This is a genomic window from Paenibacillus polymyxa (assembly GCF_018614975.1).
Lineage (GTDB): Bacteria > Bacillota > Bacilli > Paenibacillales > Paenibacillaceae > Paenibacillus > Paenibacillus polymyxa_E.
In genome coordinates, this window is the sequence record NZ_JAGGNR010000011.1 from 91,815 (window position 1) to 117,561 (window position 25,747).

Annotated in this window: 19 protein-coding genes; 18 read left to right on the plus strand and 1 reads right to left on the minus strand. The window is 46.2% G+C overall.

Annotated elements, in window-relative coordinates; translation table 11 throughout:
• Positions 1-656: 656 nt before the first annotated feature.
• From pflB to J7E78_RS09025, 16 genes are all read left to right on the plus strand, one after another.
• Positions 657-2,915 (plus strand): formate C-acetyltransferase, encoded by a 2,259-nt coding sequence (pflB, locus tag J7E78_RS08950; protein WP_047843639.1) that lies wholly within the window; start codon positions 657-659, stop codon positions 2,913-2,915.
• Positions 2,916-3,004: 89 nt separating this feature from the next.
• Positions 3,005-3,757: a pyruvate formate-lyase-activating protein gene (pflA, locus tag J7E78_RS08955; protein ID WP_215075884.1), complete on the plus strand. Its 753-nt coding sequence runs from the start codon at positions 3,005-3,007 to the stop codon at positions 3,755-3,757.
• A gap of 193 nt (positions 3,758-3,950) precedes the next feature.
• Positions 3,951-5,318 carry an ABC transporter substrate-binding protein gene (locus J7E78_RS08960; protein ID WP_215075885.1) on the plus strand — a complete coding sequence of 456 codons (1,368 nt, stop codon included), beginning with the start codon at positions 3,951-3,953 and terminating at the stop codon, positions 5,316-5,318.
• Positions 5,319-5,369: 51 nt separating this feature from the next.
• Positions 5,370-6,254, plus strand: a complete 885-nt coding sequence (locus J7E78_RS08965; RefSeq protein WP_127551294.1) for a carbohydrate ABC transporter permease — start codon at positions 5,370-5,372, stop codon at positions 6,252-6,254.
• Complete coding sequence (locus J7E78_RS08970) at positions 6,254-7,084, plus strand: carbohydrate ABC transporter permease (protein ID WP_215075886.1); 831 nt, start codon at positions 6,254-6,256, stop codon at positions 7,082-7,084. The genes J7E78_RS08965 and J7E78_RS08970 overlap by 1 nt, the downstream gene beginning before the upstream one ends.
• A 32-nt stretch (positions 7,085-7,116) precedes the next feature.
• Positions 7,117-8,952, plus strand: coding sequence for a cache domain-containing sensor histidine kinase (locus J7E78_RS08975; protein ID WP_215075887.1), 1,836 nt, complete (start codon positions 7,117-7,119; stop codon positions 8,950-8,952).
• Positions 8,949-10,580 (plus strand): response regulator transcription factor, encoded by a 1,632-nt coding sequence (locus tag J7E78_RS08980; protein WP_215075888.1) that lies wholly within the window; start codon positions 8,949-8,951, stop codon positions 10,578-10,580. The genes J7E78_RS08975 and J7E78_RS08980 overlap by 4 nt, the downstream gene beginning before the upstream one ends.
• 30 nt (positions 10,581-10,610) lie before the next feature.
• Entirely contained in the window at positions 10,611-12,257 is a 1,647-nt protein-coding gene (nagZ, locus tag J7E78_RS08985; RefSeq protein WP_215075889.1) for a beta-N-acetylhexosaminidase, read from the plus strand.
• 274 nt (positions 12,258-12,531) lie between these two features.
• Positions 12,532-14,784, plus strand: coding sequence for a stalk domain-containing protein (locus J7E78_RS08990; RefSeq protein ID WP_215075890.1), 2,253 nt, complete (start codon positions 12,532-12,534; stop codon positions 14,782-14,784).
• 338 nt (positions 14,785-15,122) lie between these two features.
• Positions 15,123-15,587, plus strand: coding sequence for a Fur family transcriptional regulator (locus tag J7E78_RS08995; protein WP_215075891.1), 465 nt, complete (start codon positions 15,123-15,125; stop codon positions 15,585-15,587).
• Positions 15,588-15,589: 2 nt separating this feature from the next.
• Positions 15,590-15,841: a membrane protein insertion efficiency factor YidD gene (gene yidD / locus J7E78_RS09000; RefSeq protein ID WP_017687565.1), complete on the plus strand. Its 252-nt coding sequence runs from the start codon at positions 15,590-15,592 to the stop codon at positions 15,839-15,841.
• Between the two features lie 418 nt (positions 15,842-16,259).
• A complete protein-coding gene (gene metG, locus J7E78_RS09005) occupies positions 16,260-18,320 on the plus strand; it encodes a methionine--tRNA ligase (protein WP_215075892.1) in 2,061 nt (686 codons plus the stop codon).
• A 223-nt stretch (positions 18,321-18,543) separates the two neighbouring features.
• Complete coding sequence (locus tag J7E78_RS09010) at positions 18,544-19,602, plus strand: metal ABC transporter solute-binding protein, Zn/Mn family (RefSeq protein ID WP_397330525.1); 1,059 nt, start codon at positions 18,544-18,546, stop codon at positions 19,600-19,602.
• 100 nt (positions 19,603-19,702) lie between these two features.
• Positions 19,703-20,461 (plus strand): metal ABC transporter ATP-binding protein, encoded by a 759-nt coding sequence (locus J7E78_RS09015; protein ID WP_036614907.1) that lies wholly within the window; start codon positions 19,703-19,705, stop codon positions 20,459-20,461.
• 52 nt (positions 20,462-20,513) lie between these two features.
• On the plus strand, positions 20,514-21,317 hold the full coding sequence (locus J7E78_RS09020; protein WP_047843633.1) for a metal ABC transporter permease: 804 nt from the start codon (positions 20,514-20,516) through the stop codon (positions 21,315-21,317).
• 49 nt (positions 21,318-21,366) lie between these two features.
• The gene (locus tag J7E78_RS09025; RefSeq protein ID WP_036614418.1) at positions 21,367-22,080 is read left to right on the plus strand and encodes a cytochrome c biogenesis CcdA family protein; all 714 of its coding nucleotides are present in this window, start codon (positions 21,367-21,369) and stop codon (positions 22,078-22,080) included.
• 147 nt (positions 22,081-22,227) lie between these two features.
• Here J7E78_RS09025 and splB read toward each other — a convergent pair whose 3' ends face one another.
• On the minus strand, positions 22,228-23,298 hold the full coding sequence (splB, locus tag J7E78_RS09030; protein ID WP_062835285.1) for a spore photoproduct lyase: 1,071 nt from the start codon (positions 23,296-23,298) through the stop codon (positions 22,228-22,230).
• Positions 23,299-23,489: 191 nt separating this feature from the next.
• On the opposite strand from splB, the gene mntR reads away from it, so the two are divergent.
• Both mntR and J7E78_RS09040 read left to right on the plus strand, forming a co-directional pair.
• Positions 23,490-23,918 (plus strand): transcriptional regulator MntR, encoded by a 429-nt coding sequence (gene mntR / locus J7E78_RS09035; protein ID WP_062835284.1) that lies wholly within the window; start codon positions 23,490-23,492, stop codon positions 23,916-23,918.
• A 209-nt stretch (positions 23,919-24,127) separates the two neighbouring features.
• Positions 24,128-25,738 carry a family 10 glycosylhydrolase gene (locus tag J7E78_RS09040; RefSeq protein WP_215075893.1) on the plus strand — a complete coding sequence of 537 codons (1,611 nt, stop codon included), beginning with the start codon at positions 24,128-24,130 and terminating at the stop codon, positions 25,736-25,738.
• Positions 25,739-25,747 lie beyond the last annotated feature (9 nt).

Sequence of the window (25,747 nt, forward strand, 5' to 3'; positions counted from 1 at the left end):
GTTGAGGCAATATGTTCAGGGTTCCCCGAGAGGGGAGCCCCGATTGCCGTATGTTTTTACAGCAGAACGAAGAGGGCAGTGAGGGCAGAAAAAGGGAAGAGCAAGCAACCACTTTTCAGAGGTTATGGTCTTCTCTCTTTATTAAGTTTTGCCCCCAGACGTAGAGGTCTAAATGCAAATGCCTTTTTCTTAAAGGAGGTGAGACGAAAGCGAGATGCGGCTGTTTGAACTGCCAAACATTCACACGATAACGGAGGGGAGAGAAAAAACCTGAAGAAGCGAAGCGCTCGCCTTTATCCCCGGATTTTCACCTTGGAAAAAGTGAATCAAAAAATCCGGGGATAACAGCGATCGGAAGGTTATTCTCTCCACGGAGTGAAAAAGTGTGAATTACCACAGGTGTTTAATAAGACACAGCACAGGTGGAGTGAGTTAGTTCACTGGCTTTGTGACAAAAATCACAGATAATGAAAGCCCTAAGACGTATACTGAAAATGTAAGAAAAACATTCATCCCGCGGTTCCGGTTCCCAAGTAGAGAGAACATGTTCCGGTTTATGTGAAACAATTCACATTAATCGCGGCTCTGGGCACACAATGCTACGAATGAATAAACATGTTATATGTCCAGAAATCCAAATTAGTGGAGGGATTAAGATGTCGGTGATTGAAAAAGATGTCAAACAACAAACAGGCTGGAGAAACTTTACCAAAGGAACATGGACCAAATCCGTAGACGTGAATGATTTTCTGGCACACAACTTGTCTCCGTATTACGGTGATGAAGCATTTCTCGCAGGTGCAACCCAGAATACCAAAGAATTGTGGGAGATCGTATCTGATCTGACCAAAAAAGAACGTGATAACGGCGGTGTCCTTGATGTAGACGTGAACACACCAGGTACTATTATCTCTCACCAACCCGGTTATCTGGATCAATCCAAAGAGCAGATTGTCGGCGTTCAGACCGATGCTCCGTTCAAACGTTCCATTCAACCAACAGGCGGAATCCGCATGATGATTGACGCATGTGAGGCATATGGCTTTGAAATGCCACAAGGTGTCATTGATATATTTACAAACATTCGCAAAACGCATAACCAAGGGGTTTTCGATGCTTATACTTCCGACATGCGTGCAGCGCGTAAAGCAGGAATTATCACAGGTCTGCCAGATGCTTACGGCCGTGGCCGGATCATCGGTGACTATCGTCGTGTAGCTTTGTACGGGGTAGATTTCCTGATTCGTAACAAAAAAGGCGAATTGAACGCACTCGAAGTTGATGTCATTGATGAAGATGTCATTCGTCTGCGGGAAGAATTGTCTGAGCAGATTCGTGCATTGCAAGAATTGAAACAATTGGGCGATATGCACGGGTTCGATATTTCCTTGCCAGCGACTACAGCCAAAGAAGCATTCCAATGGTTGTACTTCGGTTATCTCGCTGCGATCAAAGAACAGAACGGTGCTGCGATGTCCCTGGGACGTGTATCTTCTTTCCTGGATATCTACATTGAACGTGACTTGCAAGAAGGTATTTTGTCCGAAGAACAGGCTCAGGAATTGGTAGACCATTTCGTCATGAAACTGCGGATTGTCAAATTCCTGCGTACACCAGATTACAACGAACTGTTCAGTGGAGATCCAACATGGGTGACTGAGTCCATCGGTGGTATGTCCGTGAATGGCGAAACACGCGTAACCAAAAACAGCTTCCGTTTCCTGCATACACTGCACAATCTGGGTCCTGCACCAGAGCCGAACCTGACTGTTCTCTGGTCCACGAAACTTCCAGAAGCTTTCAAAGATTATTGCAGTAAAGTATCCATTGAAACAAGTTCAATTCAGTATGAGAATGATGATCTGATGCGCCCGATCTACGGTGACGATTACGGTATTGCTTGCTGTGTGTCGGCGATGAAGATCGGTAAACAAATGCAATTCTTCGGTGCTCGTGCCAACCTGGCAAAAGCTCTCCTGTATGCGATCAACGGTGGTCGTGACGAGAAATCTGGAGCACAGGTCGGACCTGAGTATCCTGCCATTACAAGCGAAGTGCTGGATTACAATGAGGTTATGAAACGCTTCAAACCAATGATGGAGTGGCTGGCGAAGCTGTATATGAACACTCTCAACGTCATTCACTACATGCACGATAAATACAGCTATGAGCGGATCGAAATGGCATTGCATGACCGTGACATTGTACGTACGATGGCTTGTGGTATCGCCGGTCTCTCGGTTACAGCAGATTCACTGAGTGCTATCAAATATGCCAAAGTAAAACCAATTCGTAACGAACAAGGCATCGCTGTTGATTTCGAAATCGAAGGGGACTTCCCTTGTTACGGTAACAATGAAGATAGCGTAGACAGCATTGCTGTTGAACTGGTTGAGAACTTCATGGGCATGATTCGCAAGCACAAAGCTTACCGTAACGCAGTGCCAACACAATCGGTTCTGACGATCACATCCAATGTGGTATATGGTAAGAAAACAGGGACTACACCGGATGGTCGTAAAGCAGGTGAACCATTTGCTCCAGGTGCGAACCCAATGCATGGTCGTGATAAAAAAGGTGCACTGGCATCCCTTGGCTCTGTAGCCAAATTGCCTTATGAACACAGTCTTGACGGGATCTCTAATACCTTCTCCATCGTGCCAAAAGCATTGGGTAAAGAGGAGACTACACGTAAATCCAATCTGACTGCGATGATGGATGGGTACTTCGGTCAAAACGCTCATCACCTGAACGTTAACGTATTTGATCGTCAGCAATTGATTGATGCGATGGATCACCCGGAAAACTATCCGCAACTGACTGTACGGGTATCCGGATATGCGGTGAACTTCATTAAACTGACTCGTGAACAACAGTTGGATGTAATCAACCGTACGTTCCATGGCTCCATGTAAGTAATTTGCAAGTAGAAGACCGCTAGAGCAAGGCATTCCAAATCATATTAAACGCACAGCGGATGCGGATACAGAAAGGAAGAGGCAGCATGGTTAACGGACATATTCATTCACTCGAAACTTTCGGGACGGTTGACGGCCCAGGCATCCGCTTTGTGCTTTTTATGCAAGGATGTCTACTCAAGTGTCAGTATTGCCACAACCCTGATACCTGGGCGCTGGATGGTGGAAAAGAAATGACGATTGAGGAGGTACTGGCTGAAATTGAGCCGTATCTATCCTACTACCGCAGCTCTGGAGGCGGACTCACGATATCTGGTGGAGAACCAACGTTACAGGCCCACTTTGTAGGCGAAATCTTCAAAGAAGTGAAGCGCCGCTGGGGATTGCATACAACACTGGACAGCAACGGATTTAACGAACCGGAACGGATTCACGATCTGCTGGATCACACAGACCTGGTTCTGCTGGACCTCAAGCATATTGATGACGAGAAACACATCAAGCTGACAGGCAAATCCAATGAGAGAACGTTGAAAACGGCCCAGTGGTTATCGGATCAAGGCCGGAAAATGTGGATACGCCACGTGTATGTGCCTGGCATTCATAACGAGGAAGAGGATCTGCTTAACCTCGGACGGTTTATCGGAACATTAAATGGCGTCGAGAAGTTCGAAATTCTTCCATACCATCAGATGGGGATCTACAAATGGGAAGCACTCGGCAAAGCATATCCACTGGATGGAGTTCCTTCACCAAGTGAAGAAGAAGTGGAGCGAGCGTATCGCCTGATTGAACAAGGTCGCCAGGAAACGGCTGGCATGGCTTGTTCAGGTAAGTAAACTACAGTTATAAATAACGTAGAAACCAAGAGCTTAAGCAGCCCTTGCGAATATACTTCGCAGGGGCTGTTTTTTGTTCAGTGAAGGATTTTATCCCTCCATTGATGAATTGTCATCCTTACGATGTAAGCTCCGGCTTTTTATAATCAGAGTGTAAAGCCAAATGCTCAATATCTTGAGGAGGGTCAACCCGATGAAAAAAAGAATGACATTGCTGCTTTCATTATTGCTTATCACTTCATGGACTTTGGCGGGATGTGCAAGCTCAAGTAACGAGCCACAGCAAGGCGCAGGCAATACACCTGTGGAGGAAACAAGTAAGGAACCGGTTGAAATGCTTCTCCGCCACACGCAGGTGGGAGCCGACAAACAGAAAAGACTGGCCATTCTGCAGGATGTTGTGGACAAAGTTGAGAGTGAAGTACCCAATCTGACCTTTACGCTGGATGGCGTCGAATCCGATGTGAATCGTAAGGAAAAGCTTCGCGGAGAGATGGCTGCCGGCAACCCGCCGGATATATTTGAACTGTTCGGTAGCCCGGATTCCAAAGTTTATGCCAAGGAAGGTATGCTGCTTGATCTGACCCCGATCCTGCAAGAGCTGGGTATTCAGGACCAGTTTACATCCCTTGAACCATTTACGTATGAAGGCAAAGTATATGGACTGCCGATTGGCGGTTCAGGCGAAGGTTTTTTCTATAATAAAGAGTACTTTGAACAAAAAGGATGGAAAGCCCCAACCACCATGGCTGAACTGGACAATATACTGGCCGAGATCAAGGCCGATGGCAAAGTGCCGCTTGCTTCCGCATCCAAGGCGGGCTGGGTACCGCTTATGTTAACCAACCACCTGTGGTCCCGGTATGCCGGGCCGGAGATTACCGCAAAGTTTGCAACAGGTGAAGCGAAGTGGACCGATCCGGGTGTTGTGCAAGGTTTTGCCAAACATAAGGAATGGGTGGATAAGGGTTATTTCAAAAAAGGTGAACTGGGATTTGAGTATGCCGAATATACTACGCAATTTACAAGCGGCGAAGCGATATTAATGTATGACGGAACATGGAAATCATCTGTATTTAAGGAAGGTCAGAGCGGTGAATCGCTCATTGGCAAGGTTGGATTCTTCAATATGCCTCCGGTAGAGAACGGAGCAGGGGATCAGACGTCTTTGATGCGTGATGTGAACAATGGATACGGATTCTCGGCAGCAGTGGCGGATGACCCGCAGAAGCTGGAAGCAGTGAAAGCTTTTATCAAAAATTTCTATAATGAAGATATGCAGGTTCGCGGCCTTGTGGAAGATGGTGTTTTGCCTGCCATGAAGCTGGATGAGAAAGTACTGACCGATAGCATTACCGATGATCTGATGAAAGAAATCGTGGCTGTGCTCAATGCGTCCAAGACGTCATTCCCGGCATTTGATGCACTCGTTCAGGCCGATGTGACGACAGAGATCAGCAATCTGCAAATCCAGAAGTTGATTGGTGGGCAGACCACGCCAGAGAAAATGGCAGAAGAGTTGCAAAAGGTGCAAGAGGAAGCAAACGCTTCAGTGGAATAAACCAATTCAAGTCGAAACTGCGATCGTTGAAGTGACTGAAGGAGGCTGACCATGAATACTTCACTCCGCAGCCCGTTAATCTATACGTTGTTTGTAATGCCAGCCCTAATTCTGTTTGTGATGTTCTTTCTATATCCTATTGGTAGCTCCCTGTATTACAGTCTGACGAGTTGGAATGGGGTATCGGCTGAGCCACGTTTTGTGGGTTTATCCAACTATATGAAGGCACTGACCGATGAACGTTTTTGGATTTCCACAAGGAATAACGGCTTTTTCATCGGATTTTCGGTACTGATTCAGGTACCCCTGATCGTCCTGTTTTCGCTTCTGATTGCCAATGTGAAAAGGCTGAAAGGTCTGTATAAAACCGCTGTTTTTTTACCATCCATCATGTCGACAGCCGTTATCGGTATCTTGTGGGGGTTCATCTATGAGCCCAATATCGGACTATTAAACAAAATGCTTCATGTGCTGGGCATCGATCCAATCTACTGGTTATCGGATAACCGATTTGCCATGTTGTCCATCTTGGTGACCAACGCCTGGCAGTGGACGGGATTTTACATTGTCATGGTGCTGGCGGCCATACTGGCGATTCCCCGTGATCTGGATGAAGCGGCCGCAATCGATGGGGCAACGGCGGTACAACGTGCAATGCGAATTACGTTGCCGCTGATCCGGCCGATCATTTCAGTGGTGATCATGTTGTCCATTGCAGGTGCCATGAAAGCAGCCGACATCGTGATTGTCATGACCAAAGGTGGGCCCGCTGGGTCCACTGAGGTTCTGGCGACTTACATGATCAAATACGCGATTACCAATTTCAAATATGGTTATGGCAATACGATTGCAGTACTGATCTTTGCTCTGACGCTTGTGCTCACTGCGGTGTATCAACTGCTGGTAGCGAGGCGGAGCGAGAAGGTGGAATATTGATGGCAAAAAGCTTAAAAAGCAGTATACCTCATGTGTTGTTAATGTTGTACTTGATCGCGATTTTGTTTCCCTTTTTATTTGTCATTTTCTCTTCCTTCAAGCAAGATAACAATGAAATCGCCCTGAATCCATTCAGTTTGCCTACAACATGGGAGTTTAACAATTACGTGGAGGCTTGGGTGAATGCCAAGATTGGCACGTATTTCTGGAACAGCCTGTACATTTCGGTTTTATCGTCGGCGTGTACGATTGTGCTCGGTGCCATGTTTGCTTTTGCCGTAACCCGGATGAGACACCGGAAATGGAGTCTGTTTCTGTACAGTCTGATTCTGGCAGGTATGCTTATTCCCAACAATGCACTCATGCTGCCGATCTATCTGCTTGTACGCAAAATGGGCATATTGGATACGCATCTGGCATTAATCGTGCCCTATGTGGCCAATGCGATCCCGTTTACCATTATTATACTGGCGGCTTTTATGCGTTCTCTGCCTGGAGAAATTGAGGAAGCGGCGGTCATGGACGGCTTGAGGGCCCCAGGTATCTTTGCTAAAATAGTGATACCTCTTACGGTTCCGGCTATTGTTACCGTTTTTATCGTTAATTTCCTCGGCAACTGGAACGAATTTTTACTTGCCAACTATTTCTTATCCACCGATAAATTGCGTACGCTGCCAGTGGGCATGGTCCAGTTTCGGGATCAATATCAGATGAACTATGCCCAGATGTCGGCAGGTATTGTATACAGCGTTGTACCTGTACTTGTGATCTACGCTATACTCCAGGAGAAAATTATAGAAGGAGTAACTGCAGGTGGTGTCAAAGGTTAATACCAAGAACCAGTTGATAGGGAGAACGGGATATGAACTTGCGAATGAAGCTGGCCTTGGCATTTCTGCTGCTGATTATTGTACCGATGTGTGCACTGGGCATAGGCATGTTTCTGGTCACATCACATACGATTGAGAAAAAATACAATCAACAGGCCGAGTATGCGCTTCAGGCTATCAGTTACAATATCGAGAATGTATTTCAGCAGATTAACAATGTGACCGACAACGGGATAGCGACATCGGTTTTTCAAATGGCGTTGAACGCCAAAGATCCGACCAAGCAGGATCTGGGAACCGGTAATCAGTTATCCCTGAATGCCAGCCAGCGCAATTTCCGTTCCCTTCTATATAATTATCCGTTCATCAGTTATGCCTTTTTATATGATTTGCGTTCGTCCGAGAACAACCAGATTGTCTCCATTTTCACCAAAGAAAACTTTCAAGCCCTTCCTTTTCAGCAATTCAAAGTGCATCCGTTATTCAACGAAATTCAGCAACTCAATGGCGTGCCTAAATGGCTCGCACCTCTGGAATACCCCGAATTAACCGGGGTAGAACCTGTCTTCACCCAGATCAGACTGGTCAAAGAACTCAGTTATTTTCAAAATATCGGTGTGCTTGTTGTTCAGATCAAAAAAGGTGAGATTGACCGGATCTTCCGTCACCTGCAAATCAGCGATTCTGCACAGGATACATCATTCCTGTTAATTAATGAAGAAGGGCTGATCGTCTATGATCCTGCAGGTATCTATAACGGTGAGAACATGCAAAATCTTGGTGCTGAATCCGGCAGTTACGGTCCTGGCTTTAGCAGCGTCAGAACGGTCTTTGACGGCAAGGAGAGCATTATTTCGCAATATCATCTGAAGAACTATAACTGGAGCCTTGTCAGTGTGACTTCATGGGAAGCCTTATCTGCAGAAACCAATGCCTTTGCAGGCTGGTCTGTCATCATTATTCTGTTATGCCTGCTCGCAGCGATGATCTTTAATCTTTTTTTCATGAATCGCATCACGGGTAACATTGCTGTACTTGTAAGGTTTATGCGTCGTGTGGATGATGGTGATTTTAATGCGAGGGTGGAAGGAAAAGGATTCGATGAAATGCAGCTGCTTGCGCAAGGGTTCAATGAGCTATTGGATCGTATCGGGGGATTATTCCGTCGTGTTCGGGCAGAGCAAGAGCAGAAGGCCCAAGCGGAACTACGTGTACTACAAGCTCAGATCAAACCCCATTTTTTGTTCAACACATTGGAATCCATTAATGGATTAGCGCTGCGTGGGGAGGGCCGCAAAGTAAGCGAGATGGTAACCAGACTTGGCAATATGCTTCGTATCAGCATTCAGGATCAGGAGGAGATTCCGCTGGGTGAGGAAATAAGGCATTTGCAGAGTTATCTGGAGATTCAACAGTACAGGTTCAGTGATTTGTTCACCTATGAGATTGACATTCCACCCCATCTATACAGCTCAATCCTGCTCAAGCTGACCCTCCAGCCTCTGGTGGAAAATAGCATTCAACATGGGTTTGAGGGGATCACCTATCCAGGTGTACTTCGAATAAGCGCGTATGCAGAACGGGGTCATCTGGTGTTATGTGTTGAGGATAATGGGATCGGTATTCCCCAGGAAATGCTCGCACGATTTGAGTATATGGCAGCAGATCCGCCGGAAGATATGCTGGTGAAAGGGACGGAATCATTATCGTCCATAACGGAACGCCGGGGATTGGGATTACGAAGTGTGGCAGATCGAATTCGTATTCAATACGGGGCCGGGTATGGCATATTTATATGTTCAGCACGGGGGTATGGCACAATTATTCGATGCATCATTCCATTATATGAGCAGGAGGAAGCCGGATGAATCTGACTGCAATGTTGGTTGACGATGAGCTGCCGATTCTGGAGAATCTGAACTACATTTTACCCTGGAAAGAGATGGGGATTGATATTACAGGTACAGCTAGAAGCGGGGCAGAAGCGCTGGGGAAAGTAACAGAAAGTCATCCAGACATTCTCTTGTGCGATATTCGGATGCCGTCTATGGATGGATTGGAACTTATTCGTTTGCTGCGAGAGCAGGGTGAAACGTGTGAAATTATTTTGTTGACCGGGTATCAGCAGTTTGAGTATGCTCGGACCGCTATAAAATATAATGTACATGAATACATATGCAAACCAATTGATTATTTGAATCTGGAGCATAAACTGCGTGAGCTTGCCGGGCAGATCCAGAAGAGACGTCTGGAAAACGAATCGCAACGTTATCGCAGCCAAGAGATGGAAAGCTGGATCAGACACAAACAGTTGATTGACCTGTTACGAGGAGAAAAACCGTTGAAGATTGCTTATCCTGCCTCTGTTCCTGAATTCATAACATCTGCTGTACCGTATACGTTGCTGCTGGTGGATGCAGTCGGTTATTTTCGCCATTCTATCGGCTGGTCCGAGCTTCAGCATGAGCGATGGCATGAGACCGTAAGTTCCAGACTTAGGGATGTGGCAGATCGAATTGCGGTGGATTGTCAGATTCTTTCGACCCGCAAGGGTGAGTGGTGTATCCTGCTGGAGGCGTCGGGTGAGTGGAAACGTCGCTCAGAGGAACTCGCTCATCAACTGTGTCTCGAATTAAATGCGATACTGTCCCTTGATTCATGTGTGAAGGTCAGGGTTGTTCAGGATGTTGTGCCCGTGAGTCTGGAAAGTCAAATTCAGGAGCGATACCGGCATTGTCAAAAAATACTGATGTCCCATTCGGAGAGTGAAGACAGAGTGCTGAAGGCGAGTTGTCCCGAAACCACCTTATCGGTTGATCATACGGTCTCCAAAGGGGCTAACTCATGGATTACAAGAGAAGATTTGGAGCTTGTTACTCGGTGGATTCGTCAAGGGAACAAGCAGGGGTTATGTGATGTATTGGAGCGGCTTAAACAGCGAATGGGGAATTCAGGACAATCCTTCAGCAAGATAGATGAAACCAATCTTCGGTTTATGCTTGTACACATGCTTCGGGAACTTCGTGAAGTACAGTCGATCGCTGAAGAGCACGAAGTGAATTATTGGAATGCACTGCAAGGGGCTGTATCCATGAGGGAACTCCTTGAACTTGCAGAGGTCGTTACCCATGCCTGTCAGGGCAAACAAACGCAGCCACGTCCTTCCGTATCGGAACTGATCCTGTCTGCATGTGAGTATATGGACGCACGGCTGCAACAGGACTTGGGAATAGATGAAGTCTCAGATTGGCTCGGAATCAGCCCAGGCTACTTCTGCCAGCTATTTAAAACCCAAATGGGTGTTACTTTTGTAGAATACATGACGCAGAAACGGATGGAAAGTGCCGCTTTATTGTTGAGTACAACCGAATGGAGTATTACAGCGATTGGGGAAGCAACAGGTTTCAAGGAGCGCCGTTACTTCTCCAAGGTGTTTCATAAACACTTTCACATGAAACCCTCGGAGTACAGGCAGAGTAAACGATTGGGTTCGTAGTGGCAAGGGAAACGGGAGGAGAGGTCGAATATGAAATCCTTGAATGATCTGACATTGGAGCAAAAGGTAGGTCAATTGTTGATGTGTGGATTTCACAGTCAGCACGTAGATGAACAGATTACTCACTTAATTCGTGACTATCATATTGGGGGCGTCATTTATTTCCGGCGCAATGTCGAAAGTGTAGATCAATTGACACGGCTGTCCGCCGAACTGCAAGATATGGCTGCTGAAGCGGGGGGCTTACCACTCATGATTTCGGTGGACCAGGAAGGTGGCATGGTTGCACGGATTGACAAAGAGGGAATGACCCAAGTGCCGGGTAATATGGCGCTTGGTGCGACAGGCAATCCGGAATATACCCTGGAGTGTGCTCAAATTCTGGGTCGTGAGTTAAAGAGCATCGGTATTGATATGAACCTTGCGCCAGTAGTCGACGTGAATAACAACCCGCTTAACCCGGTCATCGGAGTGCGTTCATATGGTGAACATGCTGAAAGTGTGGCCGCTCATGGCGTAGCAGCCATCACCGGATATCAATCACAGGGCCTAGCTGCTACTGCGAAACATTTTCCGGGACACGGAGATACCGCTGTAGATTCTCATCTTGGTATGGTTACAGTACCTCATGATCGAAACAGGCTGGAACAGATGGAGCTGTTACCGTTCCGCCGGGCGATTGAGGCCGGGGTTGATGCTATTATGACAGCTCATGTGATGTTCCCTTCGATTGAGCCCGAGCCCATTCCGGCAACGTTGTCTCATAAGGTGTTAACGGGCCTGCTACGTGAGGAAATGGGTTTTGAAGGCATTATTATTACTGACTGTCTTGAAATGCATGCGATATCCAAACCCTATGGAGTAGCTGAAGCTGCCATTCGTGCTGTGGAAGCAGGAGCAGATCTGATTCTGGTGAGTCATACCTTGCAAGATCAGGTTGCTGCGCTTGAAGCCATTGTGGAAGCAGTTCGAACGGGGCGCATTTCGGAAGAGGTGATTCATCAGGCGGTTGAACGCATTATGACATGGAAAAAAAAGCGCTGCGGGCAGCAGAATAATCATCTTGTTTCGCCGAAAGCGAGTGAAACGGTCGAAGGAGCAGATGTTGAACCTGTTAAAAACAATGAATTCACTGAACCCAGTGATCCCAGTGAACCAAACGAATTAACGCTGTTCAAGATTGCTTCAAGCAGTATTACCATCGTTCATAATGATGGGCTGCTGCCGTTGGACCCAGAGAAGGATGTGTATGTCATCTGGCCTGAGGTTGCGCAACGGACAGAGGTGGATGAACCATGGTCTCATACAGAATCGCTGGGTATTGCGCTATCGCAGCTGCGAGGCAGAGTTCGTGAGCACATCATTACCACTCAGCCCACTTATGATGAAGCAGATCGGATATTGGCGGATGTGTGGGATAGTGAACAAGTTATCGTATGTACTTACACATCGGCAGGTCATCTTCCGAAAGGGCAACAGTATTTGGTTGAAAAGCTTAGTAAGAATCATCCCCTGATTGTCATTGCTCTGCGCAATCCATATGACCTGCTGGAGATTTCGAGGCCGGGAAGTTATGTGTGTACGTATGAGAATACACCTGCAGTTGTCCGGGCACTGTCCCATGTGTTAACCGGTGGACTGCAGCCAACAGGAAGTCTTCCTGTCCGTTTGCGATAGACCTATTCAATCCTTAAATCTCTCTGCGATATGGTGCTGATTGACCATATCGCAGAGAGATTTTTTTGTTGGTATTTTCTATTGGGTAATTTTGGGTTTTGATGCCAAAAAGATAATTGATAGATAACTATTTTCATAGTATTTTCCTTCTATTAAAAGTTTACAATTCTCCTCTTAACTTTTTAGCAACTTTTCCCGGTCCCAAGCGTCTAATAATATGACTTTTTGAGGGGGATATTTATAAAATGGGAGCAGAAGGAGCCAAAGACAAAGAATGAATTTGAAGAAGAAATTGTCCATACTTACCGCTTTTGCTGTGTTTCAGGCGTTTGCAGTGATTCCTGTGAATGCACAGTCAGCAGATCAGAGCGATACTACATCAGTGAATACAGCCAAAGTTAAATCCGTGGAGGTTGTGAAGAAAGAACAAACCATCGCGGAATCCGAAGTGAAATCCGGAACAAACACTCCAACATCAAATAATGAAACAACTGAAGAAGTGAATTCCGAAACCAATGTTCCTGCAGGAACAGAAGTTACTCCAGTTGATCCGGTAACGGAACCGACGGAAGAAGAAGGTACAGCTGAGGAAACACCAGCACCTGCACCAGTAAAAGTGGAGCAACCATCTACAGGCGGTTCATCTGTTGCTGGAGGCCGCGGTGGAGACCTCACTCTTTATATGAACAGTAATAAAATGATGCAAGATGGCAAAACATATCTTGCCGGACAGCCAATGGCTGTTAAAAATGGTGTATCCTATGTAGCGATCCGTGCTCTCGTTGATCGGGTTGGCTATGATGTCAAATATGATAACACAACTAAAGAAACGATTATTATTAGTGGTGAAGATGAGCTGCGTTTCAAAACAAACAGCAAGATCTATACCGTTAATGGTGTGTCCAGAACGATGAAGGGCGCGGCTTATCAACAAAAAAATACGTTCATGGTGCCGTTGACTTCAATTACACAGGCTCTGGACATTACGTATAAAGTAAATCAGTCTGCCAAAACGGTTGTATTGAATCTGAGTACCAAACCGGTGGCGAGCTTCACGGTACAAAAAGAGGTTTTTGCCGGAGACCAGGTAACCTACACAACCAGATCCAGCTCTCCCAAGGGACTCAGCATTGTAGATGAGCGTTGGACAGGCCGTCAGGATTCATTCGACCAACCAGGTGTATACACAGTAACCTATGCTGTCCAGGATTCAAGTGGTCAATGGAGTGATCCGTATTCGGTTACGATTAAGGTTGAAAGACCTAATCTGCCTCCTGTCGCAATGTTTACGACAGATAAAGAAGAATACAAAATGGGTGAGAAAATCACTTATATTGATCAAAGTACAGATGATGAGAATGCAATTGTAAAAACAGAATGGGATAACAATGCACTTGCATTCTTTGTTCCAGGACCGAAGACCGTAACGATTACAGTTACCGATAAACATGGTGCTACCGATAGCTACACCAAGATAATCAGTATTACAGGAGAAACACTTTATAGTGTGACTGACTTCAATCAATTGTTCACACCAGTCGGTGAGAAGTTCACTTTTGACGGTGGTGGAGTACCGGCATTGGAGAAAGTACCTTTCACTTATTATGATGAACCAAGTCTGCTGATCCGCAGTAACAGCCCGGAAACCGTGAATACAGAAGGTATTGTGTACAAGGAATCTTCCTTTGGACAGACACGCTTCATGATTCACCATGTGAACAACACGGGCAAAAACGTAAAAATGTATGTTGTAGCGACAAATAACAATGCTTACACGGCATCCATTGAACAGCAAAACATGGGCTTTGCAGGACCGTCTCCTTTTGCAACGGTAGCTGGAAAGCTGTCGATTGACCGCTGGTTCCAGTCCATGCAGAATGGTACCGGACAAAAGAAAGTGTACATCCAGCCAGGAGAAAGCAAGCTGATTCTCAATGATCTGAGCGTTCTCCCGATGCAACAGGGACAAGTCATTTCCTTGTATTCGGATGTATTCAGTGACTATGAACTGGATTACAACATAATCATGATTGAAGAAAACAAGGACCCGATGGAAGTGTTGTCGAGCCTGCCAGTTCTGGATCGTGATGGGGTTCACAACCGCGGAACGTACCCAAATGCAACACGGATCATTACGTATGACCAAGAAATAGGCTCGAAGCCTGTACGTCTTCCACTTGGAGACAATGCAAGTGATCCAAACCTTGTGGGAACGGACCCTATGGCTTACACGGAAGCTTCCAACGCAGGTAACTTCGGTGTATTGTACAAAATTACATTGAATAATGTTGCTCCGCGCACGTTGATTTCATTCAACCCTCGTGGAGGCAGATATTCAGGTGTGGCACTCGTGAATGGACAGGTCGTTCAGATTTCCACTGGTAAATCTGTAACTGCACCTAATGAGCAAAGCGTTATGTATCGCACAGGTTCGTACGGCGAGAGTGTAACCATTCTCTTCTCGGCGGCACCAGGGAGTAACCTGCCTGTTAACCTGCTGTTCACGCCGCTTCCGGTTGAAAAGTAATATCATGAACCTGCACGGACGGTTTGGAGTGAAAGCTTATATCATATATACCCGTTCACCCCAAAAGTCGCCCGAACGATTGATCATCTGAACCGTCAGGAAGGGACTCCATCAAAATGTAATGTCATTAGCTCAAGCTAGACTAATGGCAATGCATGTGCATGGAGTCCTTTTTATGTGATGTTGGAATGACCTAACCCGGTGTCTTCGTTGACTCTAATCGTAATTTGATGCATTATTAGAGGTATACAAGAAAGCAAAAGTTTTCGCTTTTGCTGAATAAACTGTCGCTCTATGAATGATGCAAAATGCTCGTATGACAGGAGGTGCTTTAGATCATGCTGTCGACAGAACAGATTATTTCGACCATGTCCTCACAGGGGCTTCGCATTACCGATCAGCGGAAAACACTGGCCCGGTTATTTGCCGAGTCTCCGGGGTATCTTACACCCAAGGACGTCTATGAATATATGGGTAAGACTTACAGCGGACTGAGTTTTGACACAGTATATCGTAATTTGCGGGTGATGCAGGAACTGGGTGTATTGGAACAGGTCATCTTCGAAGATGGCGTTAAATTCAAAGCGCACTGTAGTGAAGATCATCATCACCATCATATGATCTGTCTGAAGTGTCAGAAGACATATCCTATTATTTTTTGCCCGATGCAGCTTGCGGATGCGCCTGAGCAATTTCAGGTTGTGGACCACAAGTTCGAGGTATTTGGGTATTGCAAGGACTGTGCTGAGCATGCTCCGGCCAAAGCAGTGTCGGGACATCAACACGCTCATGGGAAGCACTGACCATGAAGTTATCGCGCAGAATTGCTCAGGCACCCATTCGGGTGTACCGCAACTATATCTCTCCATTAACACCGCCAACATGTCGGTTCTATCCGAGCTGTTCGGCTTACGCCATGGAGGCGATTGAAGTGCACGGTGCGCTCAAAGGCTCGTTGTTAACAGCGAAACGTATTGCCAAATGTCACCCGTTTCATCCAGGTGGTGTAGATCTGGTACCACCAAAGGCGGAGAAATCCATGATGGTATCAGAGTAACGATGTAGATTGAAGTATTCGGATGAGCTTGAAGCAGGCCAGGATTGACTTGAGGATGCTGTCCCCTTGACAAAGGGGTCCGCATTTCAGTATATTTTTCCTATATGATTTTCCAGTGAAGGGATAAGTACAGACACACCCCTAGTGCAGAGAGCCGGATGAGCTGAGAACCGGTCTGGGAGGAGGATGGAATATGGTCCCGGAGGAACCTCTTTCGAGCGTGCAGACAGTGATTACAGAGCTGCTGTCGTAAGGCTGAGGCGTGATCCAGCGTTAATGGGCGGTCGAAGGACCGACAGAGCCTGTGTTTTGCGAAAAACATGGGGAATTTGGGTGGTAACACGTGAGAGCAACTCTCGTCCCATAGGGGCGGGAGTTTTTTGTGTTCTTTTTTAGTTGTTTTGGACGAAGGGATCACATGAAGCAGGAACATTTGAAGGAGGAGAAGTCATTCATGGCTGACCAAAAAACATTTTATCTGACAACCCCGATTTATTATCCGAGTGACAAATTGCATATTGGGCATGCGTATACAACTGTTGCGGGAGATGCGATGGTTCGTTACAAGCGTCTACGCGGTTATGATGCTCATTATCTGACAGGCACGGATGAGCATGGCCAGAAGATTGAGCGCAAGGCACAAGAGAAAGGACAGACACCGCAAGCTTTTATCGACGATATCGTTGTGGGGATCAAGGAACTGTGGAACAAGCTGGACATTTCCAATGACGACTTTATCCGTACAACCGAAGAACGTCACAAAACCGTTGTTCAGGATATCTTTGACCGTTTGCTGAAACAGGGAGATATCTACAAAGGTGAGTACGAAGGCTGGTACAGCATTCCGGATGAGACGTATTACACAGAGACTCAACTGGTGGATGTAGAGAAGAATGAGAAGGGTGAGATTATCTCGGCCAAGAGCCCGGATAGCGGACACCCGGTTGAATTGGTCAAAGAAGAATCTTACTTCTTCCGTATGAGCAAATATGCAGATCGTCTGCTCCAATATTATGAAGAGAACCCGGGCTTTATTCAGCCGGAATCCCGTAAGAACGAGATGATCAACAACTTCATCAAGCCAGGTCTTGAAGATTTGGCCGTATCGCGGACTACATTTGAATGGGGCGTCAAAGTTAAAGGCGATCCAAAACACGTGGTTTACGTGTGGATTGATGCGTTGTCCAACTATATTACAGCACTGGGCTACGGTTCATCCGATGCATCCCTGTATAACAAGTTCTGGCCTGCGGATGTTCATCTGGTAGGGAAAGAAATTGTTCGTTTTCATACGATCTACTGGCCAATTATGTTGATGGCGCTGGACTTGCCTTTGCCGAAGAAAGTGTTTGCACACGGCTGGTTGTTGATGAAGGATGGCAAGATGTCCAAATCAAAAGGTAATGTTGTTGATCCGGTTACCCTGATTGACCGTTACGGTCTCGATGCACTGCGTTATTACCTGCTGCGTGAAGTACCGTTTGGTTCCGATGGTACGTTTACACCGGAGAGCTTCGTAGAACGTGTTAACTCCGACCTCGCAAACGATCTGGGTAACCTGTTGAACCGTACCGTTGCGATGGTAGATAAATATTTTGAAGGCAAAGCCCCGGCGTTTGCATCGAATGTAACGGAATTTGATGCTTCGCTGGAAGAAGCGGGCCATGCTACAGTGGAAAAAGTGGAACAGGCGATGGAAAACCTGCAGTTTTCTGTAGCACTGACAGCGATCAGCCAGTTTGTCAGCCGCACCAACAAATATATTGATGAGACGCAGCCATGGGCGCTGGCTCGTGATGAAGCGAAACGCGATGAATTGGCATCCGTTATGGCTCACCTGATCGAAAGCTTGCGAATTGCTTCCATTCTGTTGCAACCGTTCCTGACACGTGCTCCTCATAAAATCTGGGCACAGCTCGGCATTCAGGAAGGTGAACTTACGGCTTGGGATACAGCCAAGCAATGGGGTCTGGTTCCAACTGGAAACGCCTTGCAAAAAGGTGATCCAATCTTCCCGCGTCTGGATTCCGAACAGGAGATTGCTTATATCTCAGAAGCAATGACTGGTGGCCAAAAAGCAGCACAGCCTGAAGCAAGTCAAGCAGATACAGGAGCCTCGGCAGCTGTTGAACCTGTAACTGCGCCTGAGGGTACAGAAGAGATCGGTATTGATGATTTTGCCAAAGTTGAACTGCGTGTGGCTCAAGTCATTGCCTGCGAACCTGTCAAAAAAGCGGATAAATTGCTGAAATTACAGCTCGATCTGGGTTATGAGCAGCGTCAGGTCGTATCTGGAATCGCGAAGTTCTATTCGCCAGAAGAGATGGTTGGACGCAAAGTCATCTGTGTGACGAACCTCAAACCGGTGAAACTTCGTGGTGAACTGTCTCAGGGTATGATCCTTGCAGCATCGCATGGCGACCAGCTTACACTTGCTACAGTACCAGACAACATGCCTAATGGCGCACAAGTAAAATAAGAATATATTCTGTCGTAACTATGACTCAAGGTGGCCCGATTAATTCGGGTCCCTTTTTTTGTTAATATAAATCGCATCTTAAGGGAAGAGAACAAGCATATACGGTTATGAACTCCGTACTTCAGGAAAGAATGAATAGGACGGGATGGCTTGACAAGAAGGTTCAGGTTACCTATAATTCTTTCAGTAATGTTTACGATTAAGAGATGCGGAGTGAATCATAATGACATTTTATAAAGTGCAACATCAAGCTCAGGATAACCGGACAGGGAAGACGAGCAAAAGAGGCAGCATGAAGTTACTGTGGACGGGTTTGCTTATTCTCACTTTGCTGGTATTGTCAGCGTGTGGGCAGGATAGTTCCAATAGTGCGAAGATAGTGGAAGGCAAGGTAAACGTTGTGACGACATTTTATCCTGTATATGCTTTTACGACTGCAATCGGTGGTGAGGATGCCAATGTCATTAACCTGCTGCCAACGGGAGTAGAGCCACATGACTGGACTCCGAAGAGTCAGGATATCGTTAATACGTCCAAGGCACAGCTGTTTCTCTATAATGGAGCTGGATTGGAAGGATGGGTGCCGAATTTCCTGAAGTCGCTGAATAGCGATACACAGGTGAAGTCTGTTGCCGTCAGCGAAGGTGTTAAGCTGTTAACCGCTGAGGGTGATGATGGGCACGGTCACGGCGAAGAGCATGAAGACGAGCATGCAGATGAACACACAGATGAGGCTACCAGTGAAGATGTCGCTGATCATCATATTGATCCACATACGTGGGTTAGTCCGAAATCGGCCATGATCATGGCTGAAAACATCAAAAATAGTCTGGTCGAGGCAGATCCTGATCACAAAGCAGGTTACGAACAACGTTATGAAGAGCTTCGTACGAAGCTTGAGACGCTGGATCAGCGTTTTACAAATGAATTGGCCAACGTACCGAACAACGAAATTGTAGTCTCGCACCAAGCGTTTGGTTACCTTGCACGTGATTATGGATTAACTCAGCATGCCATTATGGGACTTTCCCCGGATGCTGAACCGACAGGACAGGATATTGTGAAGCTTGCGAAATTGGTTAAAGATGAAGGCATTAAGTACATTTTCTTCGAAGAGCTGGTATCTGACAAATTGGCGAAAACACTGGCAAATGAAGCAGGCGTGGAGACCATGGTCCTTAATCCGGTTGAGGGATTGACCAAGGAGCAGGCAACAAACGGGGATGATTATTTCACCCTCATGGAGAAAAATTTGCAAAATCTGCTGATCGCATTAAAATAAGATAGAATGAAGGATTCAGATCGAAGAGTCTTTACCGTTCACGGTGAAGGCTTTTATGACGCTATGAAGATCCTTATATATAATGAAGGGCGGCTTTGCCATGCAGCAAATCATGCCACTATGTCATGATCCAATTATAGAGATCGAGAAACTATCATTTTCCTATGGGGACCAACGAGTGATTGAGAATCTCGATTTTATGGCTCAGGAACGGGACTTTGTCGGGATTATCGGTTCCAATGGGGCGGGTAAAACGACATTGCTGCGCATGCTGGTAGGACTTCTTCCTCCTGCGCAGGGAGATATCAAACTATTTGGACAGTCGATCCGCAGGTTCAAGGACTGGGACCGAATCGGTTATGTGCCGCAAAAGAATGCATTTAACCCGTTGTTCCCTGCGACCGTTCGTGAAGTGGTCATGTCAGGCTTGTATAATAACAAAAACATGTTCCGTCGTATGTCTCGCAAATGCCAGCAACAGTGCACGGATGCGATGCAGGTCATGCGGATCGAGGATCTGGCGAACAAACGTATTGGTCAATTGTCCGGCGGACAGCAGCAACGTGTATTTTTGGCACGAGCGCTTATCAATCACCCGGATCTGTTGATTCTGGATGAACCTACCGTAGGTATTGATGCTGAATCACAGGCCAGTTTCTTTGAACTGATTACTCATATGCATGAACATCATCGCATGACTTTTCTAATGGTGTCGCATGATATGGATCGGATGGAGAGTTATCTGGGTTCTGAAGCTGTGGTAACGAATGGCAAAATTAATTTTCATGTCCGTCATTCGCATGAGGTACAGGATTGTGCTGAGACCAATCTGCAACATACCACTGCACAGGTACGCTAGCTGTATTTATGGCCCAATAGATTAGAGTAAGGCCGAAGGAGTCGTGTTTGTTTTGGAAATATTAATGAGTGATTTTTTCCAGCGTGCGCTGGCGGGTGGGTTGCTAATTGGTATTACCGCTCCGTTAATCGGACTGTTCCTGGTCTTACGGCGGTTATCCATGATCGGAGACACCTTGTCTCATGTGACCATTGCCGGCGTTGCACTTGGATTTCTGATTGAAGTGTATCCGATTGCGGTGGGCTTGATATTTGCCGTGCTTGCTTCATTTGCAATAGAGAAATTGCGCAAAGCGTACAAGAGTTACGCCGAATTATCAATTGCCATTATCATGTCCGGTGGCGTGGCTCTTGCTTCCTTGTTCTTCACGCTGGGCAAAGGATATAATGCAGATGTCATGAGTTATCTGTTCGGCAGTATATATACATTAGACGCTACGGATCTGAAGCTCGTAGGTGTGGTTACGCTGATCGTGGTGATTGTAGTGGCATTGTTACATAAGGAATTTTTCCTGCTGAGCTTTGAGGAAGATGCGGCAGCGGTTACGGGGTTGCCTGTGAGAATTCTGAACATGTTAATCACGGTAATGACAGCACTTGTCATTAGCACGGCGATCAAGATTGTTGGTGCGCTTCTGGTGTCAGCGCTATTGACCATTCCGGTAGCGGTCAGCCTGTTGATGGCCCGAAGTTTCAAATCCGCCATTATTTTGTCTGTGATTATCGGCGAAATTGCCGTAGTCCTTGGACTGGTCGTAGCAGGCATCTGGAACCTCGCTCCTGGTGCAACAATTGTATTATTGCTGATCATGATGCTGATTCTGACGATGATTGGAAAAAAAGGGTTCCGAGCCTGACGACTGAACGAGCAAGCACGTGAGCCCGGGGAAGGGAGACATCCGCTTCATGCCTGATGTTAATGTATGGATGGCTTTTGTAGCAGGTTTAGTCTCATTTATATCACCATGTTGTCTTCCGCTGTATCCATCATACCTCTCTTACATTACAGGAATGACGGTGCAACAATTAAAGGATGACCGCAATCAGCGCGAAGTGCGATTTAAGACCATGACGCATACGCTGGCGTTTATTTTAGGCTTCTCGGCTGTATTTTATTCGCTTGGTCTTGGTGCCGGACTGTTTGGCCAATTTTTCAATGATAACCGTGAATTGATTCGTCAATTGTCTGCGATTTTGATTATGCTTATGGGGTTATTTTTGCTTGGGGTGTTCAAGCCGCAGTTTCTGATGAAGGAACGCAAGCTGGATATGAAATGGAAGCCAGCAGGATATCTAGGCTCTTTTATATTTGGTATTGGTTTCTCAGCAGGGTGGTCGCCTTGTATTGGTCCCATTCTAACAGCGATCATTGCTATGGCTGCAAGTGAGCCCACAACCTGGCTGGCGCTGATTACAGGTTATACAGCAGGGTTTGCAATCCCGTTTTTCATTCTGGCTTTTTTCATCGGTTCGACACGCTGGATCTTACGGTATTCCAATGTCATGATGAAAGTCGGAGGAGCATTGATGTTGTTTCTTGGGGTATTGCTTTTTACAGATCAGATGACGAAGATTACCATCTGGTTGCAGCAGATCACACCAGACTGGATGATTATTTAAACGGATGACTGCATTCGAGTATTATTATGTATGGCATAGCAGGCTACATGAGTTACCAGAGATATTCTGGGTCATGTAACCTGCTTTTTAATCGTTTGTTAGGAATGCTTATACCAGCATATCATTATGGACAGTTCTGTTTTTCGTTTAGGTGAAGTAATCAATATTGGCTAGTGGAAAATGTTCAAAGATCCGTTCCGTAATGAATTCGCGGAGCGCATCCTGCTGGTCATCCTTATACACATACTTGTACTGGCCCCAGCGGCCCCATTTCATCTTGCGTTTCTCAATATCCATCTCCAGCTTGGTCTTGGGATAACGTTTCTCAATGGTTGCTTTGGCCGTTTTGGTAAAACGGTGCTGGATCATCTCAAAGGTAAGATCCTTGGTTGCTTCCTCTGGAAGTGTATCTGCCAGCTTCTGCAACAGATCCGAGTATCCTTCTTCCCAGCCTTCATACCACATAATAGGAGCGATAATGAATCCCAGGGGATAACCGGCGTGTGCAATTTTGCCAGCAGCTTCAATGCGTTCCTCAAATCTGGAGGTAGCCGGTTCAAAGTTTTTGATGACATAATCCGAATTGACACTAAACCGGATACGGGTGTGGCCGTTATGCTTAATGTTCAGCAACGGATCAACGTGATGATATTTGGTTACAAACCGCAAGCGTCCATATTCTTCTTCCGCCATAAAACGGATCAGGTCACTTAAATTCTCCGTGATATGCTCGAGTCCTACGGGATCAGACGTACAGGCAGCTTCAAATCGTGTGATTTCAGGCGCGCGTTCTTCAATGTATCCTTTTGCAGCCTGAATGATCTCCTCGGTATTAACATAGACACGGACATAAGGTTTTGCACCAAGCGTCGTTTGAAGATAACAATAATGGCAGTGCCCCATACAGCCAGTTGAGATGGGAATGGCATATTCCGCTGAAGGTTTCGACTGGTCAAACTTGAGTGTTTTACGTACACCAACGACCAGAGTACGCTTTGCCATCCGGTACTTTTCCTGTTCGGTTTCACCGGGCAGGTTTGTGATTCGGTTATGGGATGTGGTCATCTGATAAGGGATGTTTTTGGATGTCACCCACTCCATAATTCGTTTACCTTTATCATATTCCAACGCACCGGGTTCAAAATACACCAAATCGGGAATAAAGGGTTTAGTGCCTTTTGCTTTACGAACTGGTGGTGAGGCTACACTTGTACTCACGAAATCACTCCTTTCGATGCGGAACTTTGATTAGTTTGCCTCGATTGGGGAGAAGTCACGCCTGCCAATTACTTGTGTAACAGCTCCTGCGAACTGTGCAGGACTTGCCAATGCGTATTGATAACATGTATCATTATAAGATAGGGACCAGGCACGAATAGGGGCCGGTCAGAGAGAAAAGAGGGAAGCAGATGCCAACGCCCAGTATGGAAGATTATTTGGAGCGTATATACAAATTAATTGATGAAAAGGGCTATGCTCGTGTGTCTGATATAGCTGAAGGACTGGAAGTACATCCTTCATCGGTGACGAAGATGATCCAAAAGCTGGACAAAGACGAGTACCTGATCTATGAGAAGTACCGCGGACTGGTGCTTACGCCAAAAGGCAAAAAGATGGGCAAACGTTTGATGGAGCGCCATCATCTGCTTGAACAATTTTTGACAACGATTGGTGTTCAGGAAGAAAATATTTACAATGATGTTGAAGGCATTGAACATCATCTGAGCTGGGACTCCATTACATGCATTGAGTCCTTGGTTGAATACTTCCGTCAGGATGAGAGCCGGTTGCGTGACCTCAAAAACCTTCAGGACGTCATGAGTAATACGGAGTCTTAAGTTTCAGCAGCGGAATACACATGGTGATATACAATGAATTGTATCCTGTGATCAAAGGATGCTTCTTGCCGTTTCAATGGCAAGAAGCATTTTTTTTTGTGCAATCACACCATAATTTGGTGATTTTCGCAACTAAACGAACGGTAGAAGCGTCTATTAAACTAGTAGAATTTACCGCAAATTTATATTGATTTTGGAGGACTGCACTAATGAACGTTCGTAAAGGATTGATGCTGCTGCTCATTTTTGTACTTGGATTACAGACAGCAGGCATGACGGCACAAGCAGCCGGGCAGAAGGAAATCGCTATTTTTCTAGACGGCAACCGTTTGGAATCGGATGTATCACCCTACATCTTGCCCAAAGTAAATGTAACGATGGTACCTCTGCGTGTTATTAGCGAAGGACTGGGTGCGTCTGTTTTATGGTCTCAAGCTACTCGTACCGTGACCATTCAGAAATCCGATTCGGTCATCTCTATGACGAGCGGGCGCCAGCAGGCGACCGTGGATAACGCTGTAGTTGGTCTGGATGCATCGGTCGAATTGAAACAAGGTCGGGTGATGGTACCCATTCGATTCGTCAGTGAGAACCTGGGCATTCGAGTGAACTGGAATCAGACAGCCCAGACCATTGATCTGTACACAGGAGACGAATCAGTCCCAACTCCTGAACCAACCCCGGCAACCCCAGCGGAGCCTGGAGGCACGGGCACTGTACCAGCTTCTGAAGAGATGCGAGGAGCATGGATCTCCACTGTGAATGGAGACTGGCCTTCATCCGGAGCCAAGGGAAATGTAGAGAAGCAAAAACAGGAGTATACGAAACAGCTAGATACTTTGCAAGGTATGGGCATTAATGCCGTATTTGTCCAAGTGAGAGCCAATGGGGATGCCATCTATCCTTCAGGTCTGGTACCTTGGAACAGCGTATTAACAGGAACACAAGGTAAAGATCCTGGTTATGATCCCCTCGCGTTTATGGTCGAGGAAGCACACAAACGGGGGCTGGAGTTCCACGCTTGGTTTAATCCGTTTAGAGCAACGAACTCAGCGAATGCATCGAACTTGGCTGCAAACCACATCTCCAAGCTTCATCCCGACTGGATTGTGAATGCATCCGGCAAAATGTACATTAACCCGGGTATCCCGGAAGCCAGACAGCATATCATCGATACGATCATGGAAGTGGTCAATCAGTATGATATTGATGGTGTACATCTGGATGATTATTTCTATCCAACCAATGTGACTTTTAATGATGATGCAGCCTTCAAAACCTATAACACATTAAATACCAAAGACCGTGCTGAATGGCGTCGTGACAATATCAATCAGTTTGTCAAGCAACTCGGGCAGAGCATTCACAGCGTGAAAGCTAACGTTGAATATGGAATTAGTCCATTTGGTGTATGGCGTAACAAATCCGTTGATCTGACAGGTTCTGATACCAGAGCAGGAGTAACCGCGTATGACAGCATGAATGCAGATGTGCGGACATGGATTAACCAGGAGTGGATCGACTATGTCGCTCCGCAGGTGTATTGGAGTATGACACTGAACGTAGCCCGATATGACAAAGTCGTGGACTGGTGGGCAAATGAAGTGGCTAATACAAATGTGAAATTGTATATCGGCCACTCTCCTTATAAGTTAGGTACGCCGGAAATTGGCTGGCAGACATCACAGGAGATTATCGATCAGCTGAATTACAACAAGAAGTATGGTTCGGTCAAAGGAGATATTTTCTTTAGTTCACAGTACCTGACGAAGAACCCTCTTGGCTTGATTGCCAAATTAAAAGCTTATTATGGGCTATAAGACATTTTA